The 17377-nt window shown below is 69.6% G+C and carries 15 protein-coding genes; 6 read left to right on the top strand and 9 right to left on the bottom strand.

Translation table 11 applies throughout. From position 1 onward, the window contains the following. Nucleotides 1-2: 2 nt before the first annotated feature. The 3 genes from ACLJO0_RS42340 to ACLJO0_RS42330 form a co-directional block, all read right to left on the bottom strand. The gene (locus ACLJO0_RS42340; RefSeq protein ID WP_410585539.1) at nucleotides 3-2294 is read right to left on the bottom strand and encodes a glycosyl hydrolase family 95 catalytic domain-containing protein; all 2292 of its coding nucleotides are present in this window, start codon (nucleotides 2292-2294) and stop codon (nucleotides 3-5) included. 135 nt (nucleotides 2295-2429) lie between these two features. Beyond that, entirely contained in the window at nucleotides 2430-3101 is a 672-nt protein-coding gene (locus tag ACLJO0_RS42335) for a tyrosine-protein phosphatase (RefSeq protein ID WP_410585538.1), read from the bottom strand. Beyond that, nucleotides 3098-5653, bottom strand: a complete 2556-nt coding sequence (locus ACLJO0_RS42330; RefSeq protein ID WP_410585537.1) for a PEP/pyruvate-binding domain-containing protein — start codon at nucleotides 5651-5653, stop codon at nucleotides 3098-3100. The genes ACLJO0_RS42335 and ACLJO0_RS42330 overlap by 4 nt, the downstream gene beginning before the upstream one ends. A 73-nt stretch (nucleotides 5654-5726) precedes the next feature. Here ACLJO0_RS42330 and ACLJO0_RS42325 point away from each other — a divergent pair, with 73 nt between their 5' ends. The 3 genes from ACLJO0_RS42325 (at nucleotide 5727) to ACLJO0_RS42315 (ending at nucleotide 7754) form a co-directional block, all read left to right on the top strand. Continuing rightward, nucleotides 5727-6116 (top strand): MerR family transcriptional regulator, encoded by a 390-nt coding sequence (locus tag ACLJO0_RS42325; protein ID WP_125797248.1) that lies wholly within the window; start codon nucleotides 5727-5729, stop codon nucleotides 6114-6116. A 35-nt stretch (nucleotides 6117-6151) separates the two neighbouring features. Next, the gene (locus ACLJO0_RS42320; protein WP_410585536.1) at nucleotides 6152-6892 is read left to right on the top strand and encodes a metal-dependent transcriptional regulator; all 741 of its coding nucleotides are present in this window, start codon (nucleotides 6152-6154) and stop codon (nucleotides 6890-6892) included. A 130-nt stretch (nucleotides 6893-7022) separates the two neighbouring features. Further along, a complete protein-coding gene (locus ACLJO0_RS42315; protein ID WP_410585535.1) occupies nucleotides 7023-7754 on the top strand; it encodes a FadR/GntR family transcriptional regulator in 732 nt (243 codons plus the stop codon). A gap of 14 nt (nucleotides 7755-7768) precedes the next feature. Here the strand turns inward: ACLJO0_RS42315 and asnB are convergent, their stop codons facing one another. The 5 genes from asnB to ACLJO0_RS42290 all read right to left on the bottom strand — a co-directional run bounded on the left by asnB (nucleotide 7769) and on the right by ACLJO0_RS42290 (nucleotide 12591). After that, the gene (gene asnB / locus ACLJO0_RS42310) at nucleotides 7769-9610 is read right to left on the bottom strand and encodes an asparagine synthase (glutamine-hydrolyzing) (RefSeq protein WP_410585534.1); all 1842 of its coding nucleotides are present in this window, start codon (nucleotides 9608-9610) and stop codon (nucleotides 7769-7771) included. Between the two features lie 23 nt (nucleotides 9611-9633). Beyond that, nucleotides 9634-10245: a disulfide bond formation protein DsbA gene (locus ACLJO0_RS42305; RefSeq protein WP_410585533.1), complete on the bottom strand. Its 612-nt coding sequence runs from the start codon at nucleotides 10243-10245 to the stop codon at nucleotides 9634-9636. A gap of 190 nt (nucleotides 10246-10435) precedes the next feature. Continuing rightward, nucleotides 10436-11014, bottom strand: coding sequence for a hypothetical protein (locus ACLJO0_RS42300; RefSeq protein WP_410585532.1), 579 nt, complete (start codon nucleotides 11012-11014; stop codon nucleotides 10436-10438). Beyond that, on the bottom strand, nucleotides 10971-11564 hold the full coding sequence (gene epsC, locus ACLJO0_RS42295; RefSeq protein ID WP_410585531.1) for a serine O-acetyltransferase EpsC: 594 nt from the start codon (nucleotides 11562-11564) through the stop codon (nucleotides 10971-10973). The genes ACLJO0_RS42300 and epsC overlap by 44 nt, the downstream gene beginning before the upstream one ends. Nucleotide 11565: 1 nt before the next feature. Further along, a complete protein-coding gene (locus tag ACLJO0_RS42290; protein WP_410585530.1) occupies nucleotides 11566-12591 on the bottom strand; it encodes a pyridoxal-phosphate dependent enzyme in 1026 nt (341 codons plus the stop codon). Between the two features lie 316 nt (nucleotides 12592-12907). On the opposite strand from ACLJO0_RS42290, the gene ACLJO0_RS42285 reads away from it, so the two are divergent. From ACLJO0_RS42285 to ACLJO0_RS42275, 3 genes are read left to right on the top strand one after another with little or no spacing between them, the layout of a single operon-like run. Beyond that, the gene (locus tag ACLJO0_RS42285; RefSeq protein WP_410585579.1) at nucleotides 12908-14323 is read left to right on the top strand and encodes an amidase; all 1416 of its coding nucleotides are present in this window, start codon (nucleotides 12908-12910) and stop codon (nucleotides 14321-14323) included. Further along, entirely contained in the window at nucleotides 14320-14526 is a 207-nt protein-coding gene (locus ACLJO0_RS42280) for a hypothetical protein (RefSeq protein WP_410585529.1), read from the top strand. The genes ACLJO0_RS42285 and ACLJO0_RS42280 overlap by 4 nt, the downstream gene beginning before the upstream one ends. Then, the gene (locus ACLJO0_RS42275) at nucleotides 14523-16187 is read left to right on the top strand and encodes an MFS transporter (RefSeq protein WP_410585528.1); all 1665 of its coding nucleotides are present in this window, start codon (nucleotides 14523-14525) and stop codon (nucleotides 16185-16187) included. The genes ACLJO0_RS42280 and ACLJO0_RS42275 overlap by 4 nt, the downstream gene beginning before the upstream one ends. A gap of 8 nt (nucleotides 16188-16195) precedes the next feature. On the opposite strand, the gene ACLJO0_RS42270 is transcribed toward ACLJO0_RS42275, so the two are convergent. After that, a complete protein-coding gene (locus tag ACLJO0_RS42270; protein WP_410585527.1) occupies nucleotides 16196-17191 on the bottom strand; it encodes an ABC transporter substrate-binding protein in 996 nt (331 codons plus the stop codon). Nucleotides 17192-17377 lie beyond the last annotated feature (186 nt).

Genomic DNA, 17377 nt, shown 5'->3' with positions numbered 1-17377 from the left:
CCTCAGACCTCCTGGTCGAGTCCCCAAGCCGGAGTTTCGCGGTCGCCGGGCACGTCGCGGGGCTCCAATGCCGGGCGCGTGCCGCGCCGGGTGACGACGGCCGTCCCGCCGCGGGCGAGCGCGATCGAGATCGTGCCCGGCCCCGCGGCCCGCCAAGGGAGCCGCCGCCCGCGAGCGTCACGGACCTCGATGTCTCCCGGGATCCCGTGCTGGAGTGTGAGTGGCTCGCCCGCTTCGCTGTGGACGCGGAGCCATTCGGTCGCGCCGTTCCGCCGGGAGGCGTCCACGAGGAAGGCGCCCTCGGCGCGCAGGCTTTCGAACGACGCCTCCGGCCACGCCGACGAAACCGACGGGAAGACCTTGAGGACGCCGTGATCGCCTTGCAGCAGCATGTCCACAACGGACTGCGCGGCGGTGATGGGGCTCTCGATCGCGAGGTTCGCGCCTTCGCGGTACATCGTGTTCGGCGTCAGCTGAGTGTTGGCCACGACGGTCCCGTCCAGGAAGATCTTCAGGTAGCGCAAGGCTTCCTCTGGCGCGTCCATCACGGAACTCATCGACGACGCGGCCGCGAAGCTGTAGCCGTGCCATTTCTCCTGTGCACCGGCCCAATGCGCGAAGGTGCGGCGCATGATGTCCCGGTCACCGGGACGGTCCCAGAGCTTCTCCCGCAGCGGATAGAGCCAGAGCAGATGCGAGAAGTGCCGGTGTGAATCGGCGAGCGGGACACCGTCGCCGATCAGCACGCCTTGGGCTGGATCCTGGTGGTACGGCACCAGCTTTTCGCCGATCTCCCGCCACGCCGGCACCCGCGGGTCGTCGATCCGCAGCTTGGCCGCCGATTCGACGAGGGTGCGCGCCGCCCAGCGGATCAGCGACAGGTCGTACGTGCAGTCGGCCGCGTCCGCGTACTCGGGTGACCTGGTCATCGGCAGGTGCAGGGCGCCGTCCTGGCCGGCGGCGAGGAAGTGGCGGTAGTAGTTGAGAGCCTTGGCGAGCGTCGGGTACAGGACTTCACGCAGGATGCGGACGTCCATGCTGTGCCGATACGCCAGCCAGACGTTGTGCAGACCCCAGATCAGGTTGCCGGTCTGGTCGTTCTTCGTGGCCGGGCCGGGAATCCCGACCGCACGCGTGCCGCCGGGCCTCAGCCGCCAGTCCCCCGGATGCGAAAGCGCGTACGTCTCGCCGTCCCGGTACGCGGGCGGCACCGAGAGTTCGAGGTTCGCGTGATCGCGGCGGAAGGTCGCGGTGACGGCGTCGAGTTCGGGATGGTTGCTGCTGTTGACGATCGGGTACGTGACCTGGACGTTGAGGTTCCACCACACCGCCGTCCAGCTGTTGCCGACCTCCGGGAACCACGGTCCCCATTCGGCGACGACAGGGCCGTTCGCTCGGGTGGCGCAAGCGGTCTTGTACAGCTGGATCCAGTAGAACCGCTGCACGCGTTTGTCCGGCACGGACACGAAACTGCGCCGGTAGAAGGCGTTCCACCAGCGCCGATGGTCCGCGACGAGCGCGTCCGGGTTCACCGCCGACGCCCGGTGGACCCGCCTGATCGCCTCGGCGGTGTGGGTCGGCTCGGGGAACCCGTACGCGATCGTCGCCGCCAGGAGCCGCCGCGTGCCGACGGTCCGCTCACGCCACGCTGTCGTGTACCCGCCGCCCGCGTGGAGTGGCTGCTCGCAGTACCGGACCGCGCCCGCTGTGGCGAGCTTCGGATCGGGATTGGCCGTGTACTCGGGCGGTTTGCGGATCGTCCTCGTCGTCGCTGACTTCAGCGGCGTGAACCCCCAGTCCGCGGCCGCCTCCCCGGTGAGCGAGACGAGGAGGAGGTCCTGGTCGTTGTGGACCAGCGCGGAGAACCGCACCGAACCCCTGGTGGTCGTGATCGTGCCGCCGAGTTCGGCGTTGTACAGGTCGAGATGCCAGTCCACCGCCGTGATCGCGCCCTCGAAGGTGAGCGTGAGGTAGCCGATCGGCAGCCGCGAGTACCCGATGCCCGCTTCCCACTGTCCGCGCTGGTCCTGGACCTGGGAGTGGCTGAGCATCACCTTGAGGACGTTCGGCTGCGCCCCCGCGTAGAACTGCACGCCGAGGAAGCCGTTGGCGAGGAACGGACCCTCCTGCCAGTTCTGCGGCATGCGCTTCCAGATCATGCGCGCGTCGTCGACGATCCGGCGATGGACGTCCGGCCCGGCGAGGGCGGGAGGCGCCCCTTGGGCCCAGAGCCCACCGAGCGCCGCAGCCCCCGCCGCGACCCTCAGCATCGATCGCCTGGACAGCTCGGCCATGGGTCGCCTCCAGATTCATACTACGTTTACCGCAGATCAGGTCCTGGCGACCGGCATGTTTCCAGAAATAGTCGAGGTTTGGCCATCCCTTTCACTCACGTAGCCGTACAGACATCCGATGTCTCGCCGGACAATTCACCCGTTGTTGAGCAAGCGCGCCTTCAGTGTCCGGACGACCGCGTCGGACACGCCACGCTGCCGGGCCCAGCCGGCGAATCCGCCGAAGTCGTCCTCGACGCTGTCCAGCAAGGCGTTGATCGTGCTCTCCGTGCACCGGAACAGTTCCTCCGGCAAACCGAGCGGGCGGAACCGCTCGATCACGCGGGGAAGGCTGTACGCGCTGCGCAGGTAGTCCTGGACGATCAGCTCCCGCGGCGCCCCGGCGAGCCCGAGCGCGAGCGCCGTGACGACGCCGGTCCTGTCCTTGCCCGACGCGCAGTGCACCACGACGGGACGGGCCAGCAGGACCGCCAGGATCTCCATGGCGATCGAGAGGTTCTCGTCGTGCCGGAGATGATCGACGTAGATCTCCTCCAGCGCGCTCGACCGTCCGCTTTGGACGGTCTTCAACGGCACGTTCACATAGCGGACACCGGGTAACTCCGCCCGGCCCTCGCTGACCGTCTCGGCACTGGAGCGGAGATCGAGCACCCCCTCGATACCGAACCGGCCGAGCAGGAGTTCCTTGTCGGTTCCGGTCAGCGCCTGCAAGGTGTCGCTGCGGAACAGCCTCCCCCGCCGGATCGGCCCGCCGCCGGTGTCGCGGAAGTTGAACGCGCCGGTGAGCGCGGACGCCACCGCGGTCACCGGGAATCCTCCGCCGTCTCGCCGAAGGTGATGGTCCCGGCGGAACCGTCGACGGTGATCACCTGACCGGTGACGATCCGCGTCGTCGCGCCCGGAACGCCGACCACGGCCGGGATCCCGTGCTCCCTGGCCACGGTGGTGCCGTGGGAGATCATCCCGCCCGTTTCGGTCACCAGCGCGGCGGCCGTCAGGAACAGCGGCGTCCACCCGGGATCCGTCGTCGCGGCGACGAGGATCTCGCCCGGTTCGATCCGGGCCCCGTCCGGATCGTGGATCACCCGCGCCCGGCCGGTCGCCACCCCGGCCGCCGCCGCCAGCCCGGTGAGGTCACCACCGTCCGAAGTGGATTCGAGGGCGGGTGCGGTGCCGTCGGAAAGCACGACCGACGGCACCCGTGGCCGCCGGGATTCCCGCCCCCAGATCTCCCTGCGCCGCGCCACGGTCGCGCGGAAGTCCCTGCTGTCCAAGGCTTCGCGGACTTCGGCGAGGTCGAGGAACATCACGTCGCCGGCCCGTTCCAGCCGCTCCGCCCGCACGATCTCCTCGCCGACGAGGAGCAGTTGCGTCCGGAGGGCGGCGAAACCGCGCATGAGGCAGAACTTGGGGAACTCACGCAGGCCACGCAACCGTCGAGACCGCCGGAGCAGGAACCGCGCGAGCAGCGCCCGGTGCAGCTTGGTCACCGGAAGCCGCCGGGTGAGCTCGACGATCCGCGCTTCGGCCGCCGCGGCCGCCTGCCCGAAGCGGGTTTCCGGGTCCTGCTCCTCCCCTTCCGCGCGAAGCAGGTTCGAGAGCATCGCGAAAACCGGCTCGGGGTCATCGGTCCAGCGAGGCACGCCGAAGTCGATCTCCGAGGTCGCGCGGCAGCCGTATTCGGCCAGGAACGCGGCGACGCCGTGCTGGATCGCCTCCGGCAGGGTCCCGGCGAGGTGTTTGGCGGCCAGTTCGTCGGGCGCGGTCTCCAGCAACAGCCGGAAGGCCTCGTCGTCACGCCGGATCGCGGCCGCCGCCCGCCACAACGCCAGATCCATCTCGGTGGTCGGATTGTGCGGGATACCCCGGAAAACGGTCGCCACCTCGGCGTCGCTCACGTGACCGCGCAGCAACTGACCGGCCAGCTGCCCGCCTGTCCCGCCCGCGGTGTTGGCGTCGCGAGGGAGGTTCGCCTCGATCCGGCAGACGTCACGCCGGATGGATTCCACAAAGGACAGTCGTTCTTCCGCCGTCGCCTCGGCGGGCCCGGTGAAGGCGGCGATCCGCCGTTCGGCGTCGCGGACGACCTTGGCGCGGGCCTGATCCGGCCACAGCCAGGCGGGGATCATCCGTTCCCAGCGGCGACGCCGTTTCTTCGGCGGGACGTCCTCCTCCGAACCGGACGCCACCGAGGGGAACCGGCGATCACGGCCGAGCTGCTCGACGAGCCGACCCGAAGGCGCGGCGAGACTGTCCACGAACGCGGCCATCTTCGGCCGCTTCGCCGGGCTCCGCACGCCGTCGGTGATGTCCCAGTACAGCCACCCGTCCACGTCGGTGATCTCGTCCGAGAAGCCGAGCGCGCTCATGTACGCCGCCATCCCGCGCTGGCGTTCGCGGATCATGGACGCGCCCATCGGTGTGAAGGGCCGGCTGATCCCCTGGTAGACGTTGACCGACCAGTACGCGCGCGGTTCGTCGCTCTCCGGGACAGGGAACAGCGTGGTGATGTGCCGCGACTGGGTCAGCCACAGCTCGCCCTCGCCGTTGAACGCCCACTCGACGTCCTGTGGGGCGCCGAAATGCTTCTCCAGATGTCTGCCGACGGCCGCGAGTTCACCCAGCCGTGACGGCGTCAGGCAACCGTCGTCCGGGCCTTCGAGGGATTCGCCGTCGACGGTCAGCCGGTAGTGATCCGGGGTCACCGCGCCGGAAACCACCGCTTCACCCAAGCCGGGAGCGGCGTCGACGATGATCTCGGAACGTTTGCCCGACACCGGATTCGCCGTGTACAGCACGCCGGCGCATTCGGCGTCGACCAGCCGTTGCACGATCACCGCGATGGCGGGTCCGCGATCGGTGCCGTGTGCCGCCCGGTACCTGGTCGCCCGCTCCGACCAGAGCGAGGCCCAGCATCGTCGCACCGCCGCGAGCACCTCGCCGGAGCCCTGGATGTCGAGGAAGGTGTCGTACTGCCCGGCGAAACTGGCGTCCGGCAGATCCTCGGCCGTCGACGAAGACCGCACCGCGACCGCCGCCGGCTCGCCTCGCGAAAGCCGTTCGTACGCCTCGACGATCCCGGTTTCGAGCCGGGCCGGGATCGGCACGGTCAGGACGTGGGCCCGCAACCGGTCCGCCAGTTCGGCCAGCCGTCCCTCGTCGTCGGACGGCACCCTGGTCAGCTCGCCGAGCAACCGCGGCCCCTCGCCGTCGGAGAGCACCTGCCGGTACGCGGCGGTCGTTACGCAGAAACCCTCCGGCACGGGAAAACCCGCCGAAGTCATTTCCGCGAGGTTCGCCGCCTTGCCACCGACGAGGTCGCGCGTGCGTCCTCCCGCTTCGGCGAGCTCGAGAATCACTTTCATTACCTCCCAGGGGGTGTTGCTTAGCCTAAGCTTGCATCCTCAACCTGGGTTGAGTTCAAATGATGTCATGGAATCCGCATCGATCAGAGAAGTCGCCGACCGGTTCGACCTTCCGGTTTCGACCCTGCACTACTGGGAACGCCGCGGACTGATCAAGCCGCACCGGCGATCCGGCTGGCGTTACTACGACACCGACCAGCTCTACCGGATCGCCCTGATCCGGCTGTGGCGGGACACCGGCCAGCTCAGCCTCGACGAGATCGCGACCGTGCTCGCCGGGCGCACCGCCACGCACGACTGGCGGGACACCGTCTCGGCCCGTATCGAAGCTTTGGAGTCCCAGCTCGAAAAGCTCGCCACCGCGCGGACCTATCTGCACCATCTGCTTCGCTGCCCCGAAAACACGCTGGAACGCTGTCCGGAGTTCCGGTCCACAGTGGAGCTGCCGGGCGCTTGACCTCAAGCCGGGTTGAGGGGGCAGGCTTCCGGAGTATGACCGCCCGTGGCCTGATCGACACCACCGAGATGTACCTCAAAGCAGCCTACGAGCTGGAAGAGGACGGTGTCGTCCCGTTGCGCGCCCGGATCGCGGACCGGCTCGAGCAGAGCCCGCCGACGGTCAGCCAGACCGTGGCCCGCCTCCAGCGTGACGGCCTCCTCCTGGTCGCCGAGGACCGGCGGCTGGAGCTTTCCCCGGAGGGGCGGCGGATCGCGGTGCGGGTGATGTGCAAGCACCGCCTCGCGGAAACACTCCTCTATCGGGTGATCGGGCTGGACTGGGTCCGGCTGCACGACGAGGCCTGCCGCTGGGAACACGTGATGTCCGACGCCGCCGCGCGCCGGATCTTCGAACTCTGCGGCGGCCCGCGGTTCAGCCCGTACGGCGGGCCGATTCCCGGCTTGGCCTTTCTCGGCCTGTCCGGCCTTCCCCCGGTGCCGGCACCGCCGGGAATGCGGCCGGCCACCCACGCCGGACGGCAAGAGGTCCGGCTGCACCGGATCAGTGAACGGATCCAGGACGATTCCGCGTTCCTCGGAACGCTTCTGGCCACGGGCCTCACCCCTGGAGCGCGCATGACGCTCACCCCGGCCGACGGGCGGCGGTTCGAAGCGCGGACGGCCACGGCGACCGTGATCCTCGAACGAAACCAGGCGTCGAGGATGATCGTCTGCGATCCCGCAGCGCCGAATTCCGCGGTTCCGCCACGCATCCGCTGCGTAGCCGGTCGCTGACTTTGTCCTTTCGCGCCTTGCATATCGTTTTTCGAACAGGCGCGCGCGTTCCGCCGGGGCAAGGCAGTAAGATGTCATATGATCTGCCGATCTGATGTCCACATCCGGGGGCCGAAGGAGGGAGACCGCCATGCCACTTCGAGCGGCCAGTACAGCGAGACTCTCGTCCACTGTGGTCGACCAGTTCGAGGAACTGATCGAGACCGGCGAATGGCCGGTCGGCTCCCGTATCCCGCCGGAACAGGAGCTGGTCGAGCAACTCGGGGTCGGGCGCAGCACGGTCCGCGAAGCCGTCCGCGCCCTTGAGCACGCCGGGCTGCTGGAGCCGCGCCGCGGCGACGGCACCTACGTCAGAGCACGGCACGGGCTGTCCGCGGCCCTGCTGCGGCGAACCCGCGCGGCGAACGTTCTCGAAGTACTCGAAGTCCGCAACAGCATCGAGCGCCAGGCCGCCAGGACGGCGGCGGAACGCCGGGACACCGAAGACATCGCCCGGATCACCGCCGCACTCGCCGCCCAGCACGAGGCACGTGACGCCGGGGACGAGGACGCTTTCCTCGCCGCGGACAACGAATTCCACGCGGCGATCATCGCCGCCACGCACAACGCGGTCCTGATCGAACTGTGGGAGGGCCTCAGCTACGCGCTGAGCAGTGGGGTGGCGACGGTGATGGCCGAGCTGCGCCGCGAACACATCGACTTCCCGGATCACGACACCCTCGCCGAGGCCATCACCGACGGCGACGCCGACCGCGCCGAACGAGCCGTCGCGGTGATCATCGACGCCGCCGTCGCGGTGCTGACCAAGGCACAGAACAAAACTGCTTCCCGCAAAAGGAAAAGCACGCCGAAGCGCCGTTGAGCGAACCGGGCCGGTCAACCGAGACGGATGGCCGGCCGGTACAGATCGAACCAGTGGAAGAGATCCAGCACGCGGTCCAGACCGTGCCGCGTCTGGCCGGACAGCGTCGCCGCGTCGGCCTGGACGGCGTCGTACACCCAATCCCGGTTCACCAGCTGGAAGACCGGCGAATCGAGGTCCGCGAGCACCTGTTTCGCCTGTGACTGAAGCGCGACCGCGTATCCGATGTCCTGTGTGGACGGATACGGACTCTTCAGCCGCTCGGCGACCGAAGTCGGCAGAAGATGCTTCGTCGCCTGCCGCAACAGGCTCTTCTCCCTGCCGTCGAAGGTTTTGAACGCCCACGGAGTGTTGTAGACGTACTCGACGAGCCGGTGATCACAGAACGGGACCCGGACCTCCAGGCCGACCGCCATCGACATCCGGTCCTTGCGGTCGAGCAGCACCCGGACCCACCGGGTCAGGTTCTGGTGACAGATCACGCGCATCCGTTGTTCGAGGGCGTCGTCCCCCGGCATTTGCTCGACCTCCGCGACCGCGGAGGCGTACTCGTCGGCGGCGTAGGCCGGCACGTCGAGCGCCTCGCGGACGTCACGGCGGAGCAGGTTCTCCCGATCACTGGTGACCGCGTTGCGGAACACCAGCCACGGGAACATGTCGGTGGTCCGGGACTCCTCTTCGAAGAACCATCGGTAGCCGCCGAACACCTCGTCCGCCGCCTCCCCCGACAAGGCCACTGTGGACTGCTGCCGGATCGCCTTGAACAACAGATAGAGCGAGAGGTCGACGTCGCCGAGCCCGGACGGCATGTCCCGCGCCGCGACGCAGGCCCGGCGCACGTCGGGATCGGTGAGCTCGGCGGGATCCAACATGACGTTCTCGTGCACCGAGCCGACGAGATCGACGACGTCGCGGATGAACGGCGAATCCGGGGCGTCGCGCATCTCGTCCGGGCGGAAGTTCTCCTCCTGCCCGGCGTAATCGACCGAGAACGTGCGCAGCGGCTCCCCCGACTCCGCGAGCCGCGACGCCGCGATCCCGGTGACCGCGCTCGAATCCAGCCCGCCCGAGAGCAGGACGCACCTCGGCACGTCGGAGACCAGCTGGCGGTGCACGATGTCGGTCATCAGCTCGCCGACCCGCGCCACCGTCGCGTCCTGATCGTCGGTGTGCGGAGCCGTCCGCAGCCGCCAGTAGGTGTGCGAACGGATCCCACGGTCGTCGACGGTGACGATCGTGCCCGGCTCGACCTCGTGCATGTCCTTCCACAGCGACCAGCCGGGTTTCTTCGTGAAGGCGACCAGTTCGCGCAGGCCGTCCGCGTCGACGACACGCGGCGCCCGCGGGTTCGCCAGGATCGCCTTCGGCTCGGAACCGAACAGCACGCCACCGGAGGTCGCCTGGTAGTAAAGGGGTTTCACGCCCATGCGATCCCGGATCAGCACCAGCTTCGCGGTGCGGGAGTCCCAGACGGCGAAGGCGTACATGCCGTTCAGCCGTTCCGCGACCCCCTCTTCCCATTCCAGGTAACCGCGCAGGACCACTTCGGTGTCGCTGTCGGTGTGGAACCGATGCCCCTTGTCCCGCAGTTCCTTCCGGAGCTCGGTGTAGTTGTAGACCTCACCGCTGTAGACCAGCGCCACTTCACCGGCCGGGGTGCCCGCCGACATCGGCTGCACACCGCCGGGCAGGTCGATCACCGCGAGCCTGCGGTGCCCGAGCGCGGCGTGGCGGTCCAGCCAGACACCTCCGGCGTCGGGACCGCGGCAGGACATCGTGGCCGTCATCGCGTCGAGGATCGGGCGCTGGCTCCGCAGGTCGTCCTCGAACGACACCCAGCCGGTGATTCCGCACATTTCGCCTCCCAGTAACCGTGGTGTCAGCCGAAAACGGGTTCCGCGGTCCGCGTCCGCTTCAGCTCGAAGAAATACTCGAATCCGGTGAGTGCCCGGACGCCGTCGAAGATCCGGCCCGCGGCCTCACCGCGCGGGACCTCGGCGAGCACCGGGCCGAAACAGGCACTGCCGTCGATCCGCACGACCGGCGTGCCGAGGTCGGGCCCGATCGCGGTCATCGCCTCGTCGTGGCTCGTGCGGATCGTGGCGTCGAGTGTCGTGTCCGTTCCCGCGCCTGCCAGTCCGGCCGGGAGCCCGGCCGCTTCGAGGGCCAGACCGCTGACCTCGCGGTAGTCCTCGTTCCCGCCGGGATGGATGCGGGTGCCCATCTCGGTGTACAGGGGTTCGACGACCTTCTCGCCGTGGTCACGGGCGGCGGCCGCGATGACCCGCGAGAGGTACCAGCCTTCGCGCATCATCACTTCGTACTTTTCGGGCAACTGGTGGCCTTCGTTCAGCACGGCGAGGCTCATCAGGTGGAAACGCAGGTCGATCTCGCGTACTTCGGCCGCTTCGAGCAGCCACCGCGAGGTCTGCCACGCCCACGGGCAGATCGGGTCGAACCACAGGTCGGCCCGGACGGGGGACTCGGTCATCGCTGTCCTCGTTTCTGGAGACAAGGTGGTTTCGCGTGATTTGGAGACCGGACTGGCGGGGCATGCCGGCCGGGGTGGTCGTGGCCGTGGGGCGGCGGTGTCGCGAAAGCCACTTTCGGGACACCAAGCGTCGCGAAAGTGGCTTTCGCGACGCGCACCTCGACCACGGGTTCGGCGAGAGCCACCATCACTAGGCGAAGGTGGCCGGGGTGTACGCGCCTTCGGTCCGCGCGGCCTGCAGTACTTCCGGGTAGATGACCGACTTCGGGCGGTCTCCCGCCACGATGACGATCATCAGGCTCTCTTCCGCCCCGGGAGCGGCCGCCAGGTTGGTGAACCGGCGCTGGAGCCCGGCAGGCAGGGAGATCACGTCGAACGGGCCGAGGTCGACGTACAGGTCGTCCTCGTCGTTGCAGCGGAATCGCCAGGTGCCGCTCAAGGGGATGAACGTCTCGTTCGTGTCGTGGTTGTGCAGGATCGTGCCGTTCCCCGGCGTTGCCTTGATGTAGGCGAGGTTGAAGCCCTCGGCGATGTCGATCGGCGCGTTGCCCGAACTCTTCGCGCCGATCGGGGAGATCACCTGGTCGTCGTCGGCGCCGTTGCGCTCCGGCGGCCGGAAGCCGATCACGTTGAACATCACCCGCGCGCACCCCGCGAGCACCGTGTCCGGGGCGCCGCCGTCCGTTCCGGCCAGGTCGGTGAACCTGGCGACCCGGGCGCGGAGGTCATTCTCGCTGAACCGGATACTGGCCATGAGGTCGCTGGACATTCCCGTCTCCGATCTTCGAACGTCGGTCGATCACTGGGGTTTTCCCGTTGCTTCCGGATTCGATGGTGGTGAGCACGAGGCTGTGTGCGGGAACCACGACGCCGTCCCCGATGGTCACGGGGCCGAGCACCGTCGCTTTGGCGCCGACGACCACCCGGTCGCCGATACGCGGATGCCGGGCCTCGCCCTCGGCCCTGGCGTTGTCACGCCAGAAGCCGATGGCGCCCAGCGTCACCTGTTGATAGAGGGTCACGTCGTCGCCGATGACGGCGGTTTCGCCGATCACGACACCGTTCCCGTGGTCGATGAAGAAGCGCCTGCCGATCCGGGCACCGGGATGGATTTCCACCCCGGTCAGGATCTTCGCCGCGTTCGACAGCAGCCGGGCGAGGATCCGGTGGCCGCCGCGATGCAGCCGGTGCGCGATCCGGTGACTCCAGACCGCGGGCAGCGCGGGATGACAGAGCGCCTCCAGGCGGGAGGTCACCGACGGGTCTTTGTCCATTGTGGTCGCGAGATCCTCACGCAACCGGCTGAGGGACCGCCGCATGTCATCCGGCCGTCTGCTCGGCCTTGACCCAATCCTCCTCGGGACCGGCGTCGGCGAACAGGGTCACGACGACCTGCTCGGGCCCGAACCGTTCGGCGACCTTCTTCGCGCTCAGCCACGCGGCCGCGGCGGAGGCGCCGATCGAGGTGCCGGTGAGTTTCCGGTAGTCCACCATTCCCCGCAGGGATTCGGCATAGGTGACGTGCAGTTGTTCCGCCTCGGGGAGCTGGGTGTCGACGAACGGCTGACGCAGCCCGTTGCCGAACCCGCCCGCCCCGGCGAACCGGGGCTCGGAATGCGGTGCCCGCTCGGTGCCGTACGGCATTTCCGAGGGCGTGACCCCGGCGACCACGATGTCCGGCCACCGCGTACGCAGCGCACGGTGGACCCCGGCCAGGGTGCCGCCGGTCCCGATTGCACTGACCCAGGCGGCGGGCCGGTGCTCCCCGAGTTGGTCCAGGATCTCTTTGCCGGTACCGAATTCGTGGGCCGCGACGTTGGCCATGTTCCGGTGTTGCACGAGCGGGGTGAGCGAGGGGTCGCCGTCGGCGATCTTCTCGCACACCTTGATCATCCCGAGCAGACCGCCCGCCGCGTCGGCGAGTTCGATCTCCGCGCCCGTCTTCTCCATCGCGGTCAGCAGGCTCGGCGGGATGACGGACGGGACCACGAGCCGGGTGGGGATCCCCGCCAGTTCGCCTAGTCCGGCGAGCGCGCGGGCCATGTTCCCGGCCGAGGCGTCCAGCAGTTTCAGCGGCTCCGGCCCGGTGTGCGCGGCGATCGCCCGGCAGACCAGTGCGAACGCGGTGCGGTCCTTCACCGAACCGAACGGGTTGGCGAATTCGTACTTCGCCAGCACTTTCGCCCCGCCCGGCGGGCCGGGGACCTCGACCAGCGGGGTGTCGCCGAGCCGTCCGGCGAACTCCCGCAACCCGGGATGCCGGGTCAGCGCGACCGCCTGATCCGGTGCCGCGGCGAGTGGTTCTTCCACAGTGAGAGCGATCTCTGGCTGAGCGGTGTCGGTCATGCGAGTCCTTCCCCAGGCGCCACTCGAGCAGCGCGACGATCAGCGCGGCGTGGTGTTCGGGTGCGGATCCCCCTCGGCGGATCCGGATTCTCCGGTGGCGGAAAACGCTCGTACCGGTGGTCCGCGGGGACAGGGCCGCGCGCGGAACCTGGTTCAGGCTAGCAAGTAAACACCTGCTCTGTCGAACATCAGACGTTCAGTCATCCGCTTGCCCGATGGGCGACACGAACGGGTGGTCCGCCTCGCCTCAGTTGATCTCAACCCGGGTTGAGGGTCCAAGGTTAGGCTAACCACACCTGATGGATCGGAGGCGGACATCGGCACCACGTCCCTGCGCCCGCGCACCCTCACCGCCACGGCGGCGGCCCTGCGGGACGGCACGGTCACGAGCATCGGCCTGACCGAGGCGGCGATGGCCGCCGCGGATCGCGGTGACGCGATCTACGGCGCCTACTTGACCCGCCTCGACGAGACCGCGTTCACGGCGGCGAGACGGGCGGACGCCGAACTCGCCGCCGGACTGGACCGCGGGCCGCTGCACGGGATCCCGATCGGCGTCAAGGACATCATCGCCACCGCCGAAGCCGCGACGACGGCGCAGAGCCTCGTGCACGACCGCGGCTGGCTGGCGGGAACGGACGCGACGGTCGCCACCCGGCTCAAGGCGGCGGGCGCGGTGCTCACCGGCAAGACGACCACGATGGAGTTCGCCTGCGGGATGCCGGAACAGGAGCACCCCTTCCCGATCCCCCGCAATCCGTGGCGGACCGCACGCTGGGCGGGCGGTTCGAGTTCTGGCGCCGGGATCGGCGTCGCGACCGGGATGTTCCTCGCCGGGATCGGCTCGGACACCGCGGGCAGCATCCGGGTGCCCGCGGCGTTCTGCGGGGTCACCGGCCTGATGCCCGGATACGGCCGGGTGCCGAGAACCGGCTGTGTGCCACTGGGCTACAGCCTCGACCGGATCGGCCCGCTTGCCCGTTCCGTACGGGATTGCGCGGCGGTGCTCGAGGTGCTGGCCGGGCCGGATCCGGCCGATCCCGATTCCGCGACCGGGCCGGTGCGGCGCCCCGAATTCCGCGGCGATCTCACCGGGCTGCGGATCGGCGTCGTCCGCGACCACCACTTCCCGCCCGGACGCGATCCCGCGTTGGACGGCGTCTTCGCCGAGACACTCGCGGTGCTGGCCGGACTCGGCGCGCGGCTGAGCCGGATCACGCTGCCGTATCCGGCGGAACTGGTGACGGCCGTTCAGGTGACCGTCGCCAGTGAGGCGCTGGCCCACCACCGCGCGGAGCTGTGCCATCGGTGGCTCGACTTCAGCCGCGGGACGCGCGGGCTCCTCGCCACCGGCGCGCTCGTCACCGGCGCCGACTACGTCCAGGCCCAGCGCGTGCGGCGGGTCGCGCAGCGGGCGGTCGACGGACTCTTCACCGAAGTGGACCTCGTCGCCTGCCCGACGGCGTCCGTCGGCGCGCCCCGGTTCGAGTCGCTGCTCTCCCCCGCCGGGCTACCGGAGAACGAAGAACTCTTCGGCGTCATCCACACGCCGTACTGGAACGGGCTCGCCAATCCCGTTTTGGCGCTGCCCATGGGGTTCACCGCCGACGGGCTGCCGCTTTCGCTGCAGCTGGCCGGGCCGGTGCGCGGCGAAACGGAACTGCTGGAGGCGGGCGACGCGTTCCAGTCGGCCACCGGCTGGCATCTGCGGACCCCGCCGGAGCCGTCATGAGCGAGCCGGAGATCCGCGTACTGCTCGCGGCCGCGACCCTGCCCGCCACCGAACCCGAGATCGCCGGGCTGGCCGCGCGCTATTCGTGGCAGCGGGCGGCGATCGACGCGCTGTACGACCTCCCCGCGGCTCGTCACGCGCTGCCCGTCCTCGGCTTCCGGACGGGTGACGAAGAAGCAGCAGGAACAGGAAAGGTTTCATGAGCACGTCTTCTGCCGCCCGCCGCCGCGACCACCTGGTGCTCGCGCTGGCCTGTCTCGGGTCGTTCGTGGTGGTGCTGGACGCCACGATCGTCTCGGTCGCCCTGCCAAGGATCCGCGCCGATCTCGGCTTCTCCGCCGCGACGCTGCCGTGGGTGGTCAACGCGTACACGCTCGCGTTCGCGGGCTGTCTGCTGCTCGGCGGCCGATGCGCGGACGTCTTCGGACGGCGCCGGGTACTGCTGGCCGGGATGGGCCTGTTCGCGGGGGCGAGCCTCCTCGCCGGGCTGGCCACGGATCCGGCGCTTCTGCTGGCCGCGCGCGCCGGACAGGGTGTCGGCGGTGCGCTGCTGATGCCCGCGACGTTGTCCCTGCTGACCGACACCTTCCCGGCGGGGCCGAGGCGTGCCCGCGCGCTGAGCACGTGGAGCGCGATCGGTGCCGTCGGCGCCGCGTCCGGTCCGCTGACCGGCGGCCTCCTGACCGAGTTCGCGGGCTGGCGTTGGGTGTTCTTCGTCAACGTGCCGTTGGGACTCGTCGCGGTCGCCGGCACCTTGGCCCTGCTGCCCGGCGGTTCCCGGTCCGGATCGGCGTACCGGCTGGACGTCGTCGGCGCCGTCCTGGCGACGGCCGGGCTGACCGGCGTCGTGTACGCGGTGATGGAGTCGGAGACCGTGGGCTGGAGCGCGCCGGAGGTCTCCGGTCCGCTGATCGCGGGAATCGTGCTGTGCGGGCTGTTCCTGCTGCACCAGGGGCGCTGGGCGGCGGCCCCGCTGGTGCCGTTGAGCCTGTTCTCCCATCGCGCGGTGCGCGGCGCGAATCTGGTGATGTTCCTGCTGGGCCTGGGCTTCTTCGGCGCTCCGGTGCTGATCTCGTTCGTCCTGCAGTACGTGCACGGCGCCGGTCCGCTCGCCGCCGGGCTCGGTTTCCTGCCGGCGGGCCTGGCGATGTTCGCCGGTGCCAAGGCCGCCGGTCCGCTCACCATCCGGCTCGGTGCCCGTCGCGCGGCGGCACTGGGCTGCGTCCTCGGGGCGGCCGGCCTCGCCGGGGTGGCCGCCTCACTCGGCACCGGCGGTTCGTCCGTGGCGATGATCGTGCTGCCGAGCGTGGTGTTCGGTTTCGGTACCGCGTCGGCGTTCACCCCGTTGACGGTGGCGGCGACCAGCGGCGTGCCCACCACCTCGGGCGGGGTGGCAGCCGCCGTGCTCAACACCGTGCGGCAGACCAGTGGTGCGATCGGTTTGGCCGTGCTGACCACGATCGCCGCGGCCGCCGCGAGCGGGTCTTCGACGCAGGAAGGACTCGCGCACGGGTACGCCTTCGCGTTCGCCGTCTCGGCGGGCTGTGTGGCCGCCGCGGCGGTGGCCGGCATGCTCGTCCTGCCGCCGCGAACCGCGGAACGACTCGCGGCCGCCACCGGTCGGGTCCGGGGACTCGACGGCGACCCGGTGCCCGGCGCGGTGGTGCTGCTGGTGAATCCGGACGGCGGTCGCGTCGTCCGCACCGTCACCGACGAGACCGGCTGGTATCACGCGGCGCCGACGGCTCCGGGCCCGCATCTGGTCATCTGCACCGCGCCCAGCCATCAACCGTCGGTCGGCCGGATCATGGCCGACGACACGCCGGTTCGGCACGACGTCGTCGTCGGACAGGTGGGGTCGTGAACCGCGCGTCATCGTGCCGCCGCGGCGAGCCGCGGCACGATCCGCTCGGCGGTGTACGCGAGGGCGAGCGCGGACGGGAACGCCAGCGCCTGCGCTTCGGCCTTATCGATCGCGAGATAGGAACCCCGGCGTACGGCGGGAAGCCGCGCGAAAAGCGGCTCGGCTTCGAACGTCTGCCGCTGCTGGACCGATTCGTAACTGACCAGCATGATGTCCGCGTCGAGCAGGTCGAGCCGCTCCGGGCCGACCGCCGCGACGCCCTTCGTCGTCGTGGAGCGCAACTGGGTGACCGTCTCCGACAGGCGCAAACCGAACTGCGCCAACGAAACCGCCAGCACGTCCTCGGGTGTGTTCTTGGTGTACACCTGTCCCCCGCCGCTCACCGAGCTACAGCTGAAGGTCCTCCCCACGAGCCCCGCGGTGTCCCTTGCCGTCGCGATCTTGCCCAGCGTGCCGCTGATCAGCTGTTCCGCCGCGGAGTCCTTGCCGAGCGCCCGGCCGATCCGCCGGGTGGTCTCCTGCCACGGATCGAGGTTCGGACCGGCGACGTAGCCGAGCACGGGCGCGATCTCGGCGAGCCGCCGGTATCCGGTTTCGAGGTAGTAGTCGCCGGCGGCGAGGAACAGGTCCGGCCGCAGGGCGGCGAAGTGTTCCAGTGGGCGGTCCGGCCCCGTCCGCACCAGTTCGGGACGGGCGGCCCCGAGCAGCGGCACGATCCACGGCTGGATCCGGTCCGGCGTCGACGTTCCCTCCTGCATGGCCACCGGGATGACGCCGAGCGCCACGGCGGCGTCGGCGTCCTGCCCGAAACCGAGAGCGATCACCCTGGAGGGCAAGCGATCCAGCACGGTGGGGCCGAGTTTTCCGTCCAGCGTCACCGAAAACCCGCCCGTTGGGGCGGTGTCCCCCGCCCTTCCGGGCGTACATCCGGCGAGCACGAAACCGGCCGCACCCGCCAGGAAGAGACGGCGGCCTGGCCTGCCGGCTAGGTCCATCAGCTGCATCTGCGCACTCCACGAAGTCGGACACCGAACGGAGGTTTCCCGGATCACACCGACGCGGCACCGAGGCGACGGGCAAGCGCGACCTACTTAGGTAAGGCTGCCAAAACATCGGTTGTTGCGCTAGTCATACGTCTGCTGTTAGGTTGAATCCTGCCCGCAATCGGGCGTGCTTCCCTTGCGAAAGGC

This window comes from Amycolatopsis sp. lyj-108 (assembly GCF_046549005.1).
Classification (GTDB): Bacteria; Actinomycetota; Actinomycetes; order Mycobacteriales; family Pseudonocardiaceae; genus Amycolatopsis.
This window is presented reverse-complemented; position numbering and strand designations above follow the sequence as displayed.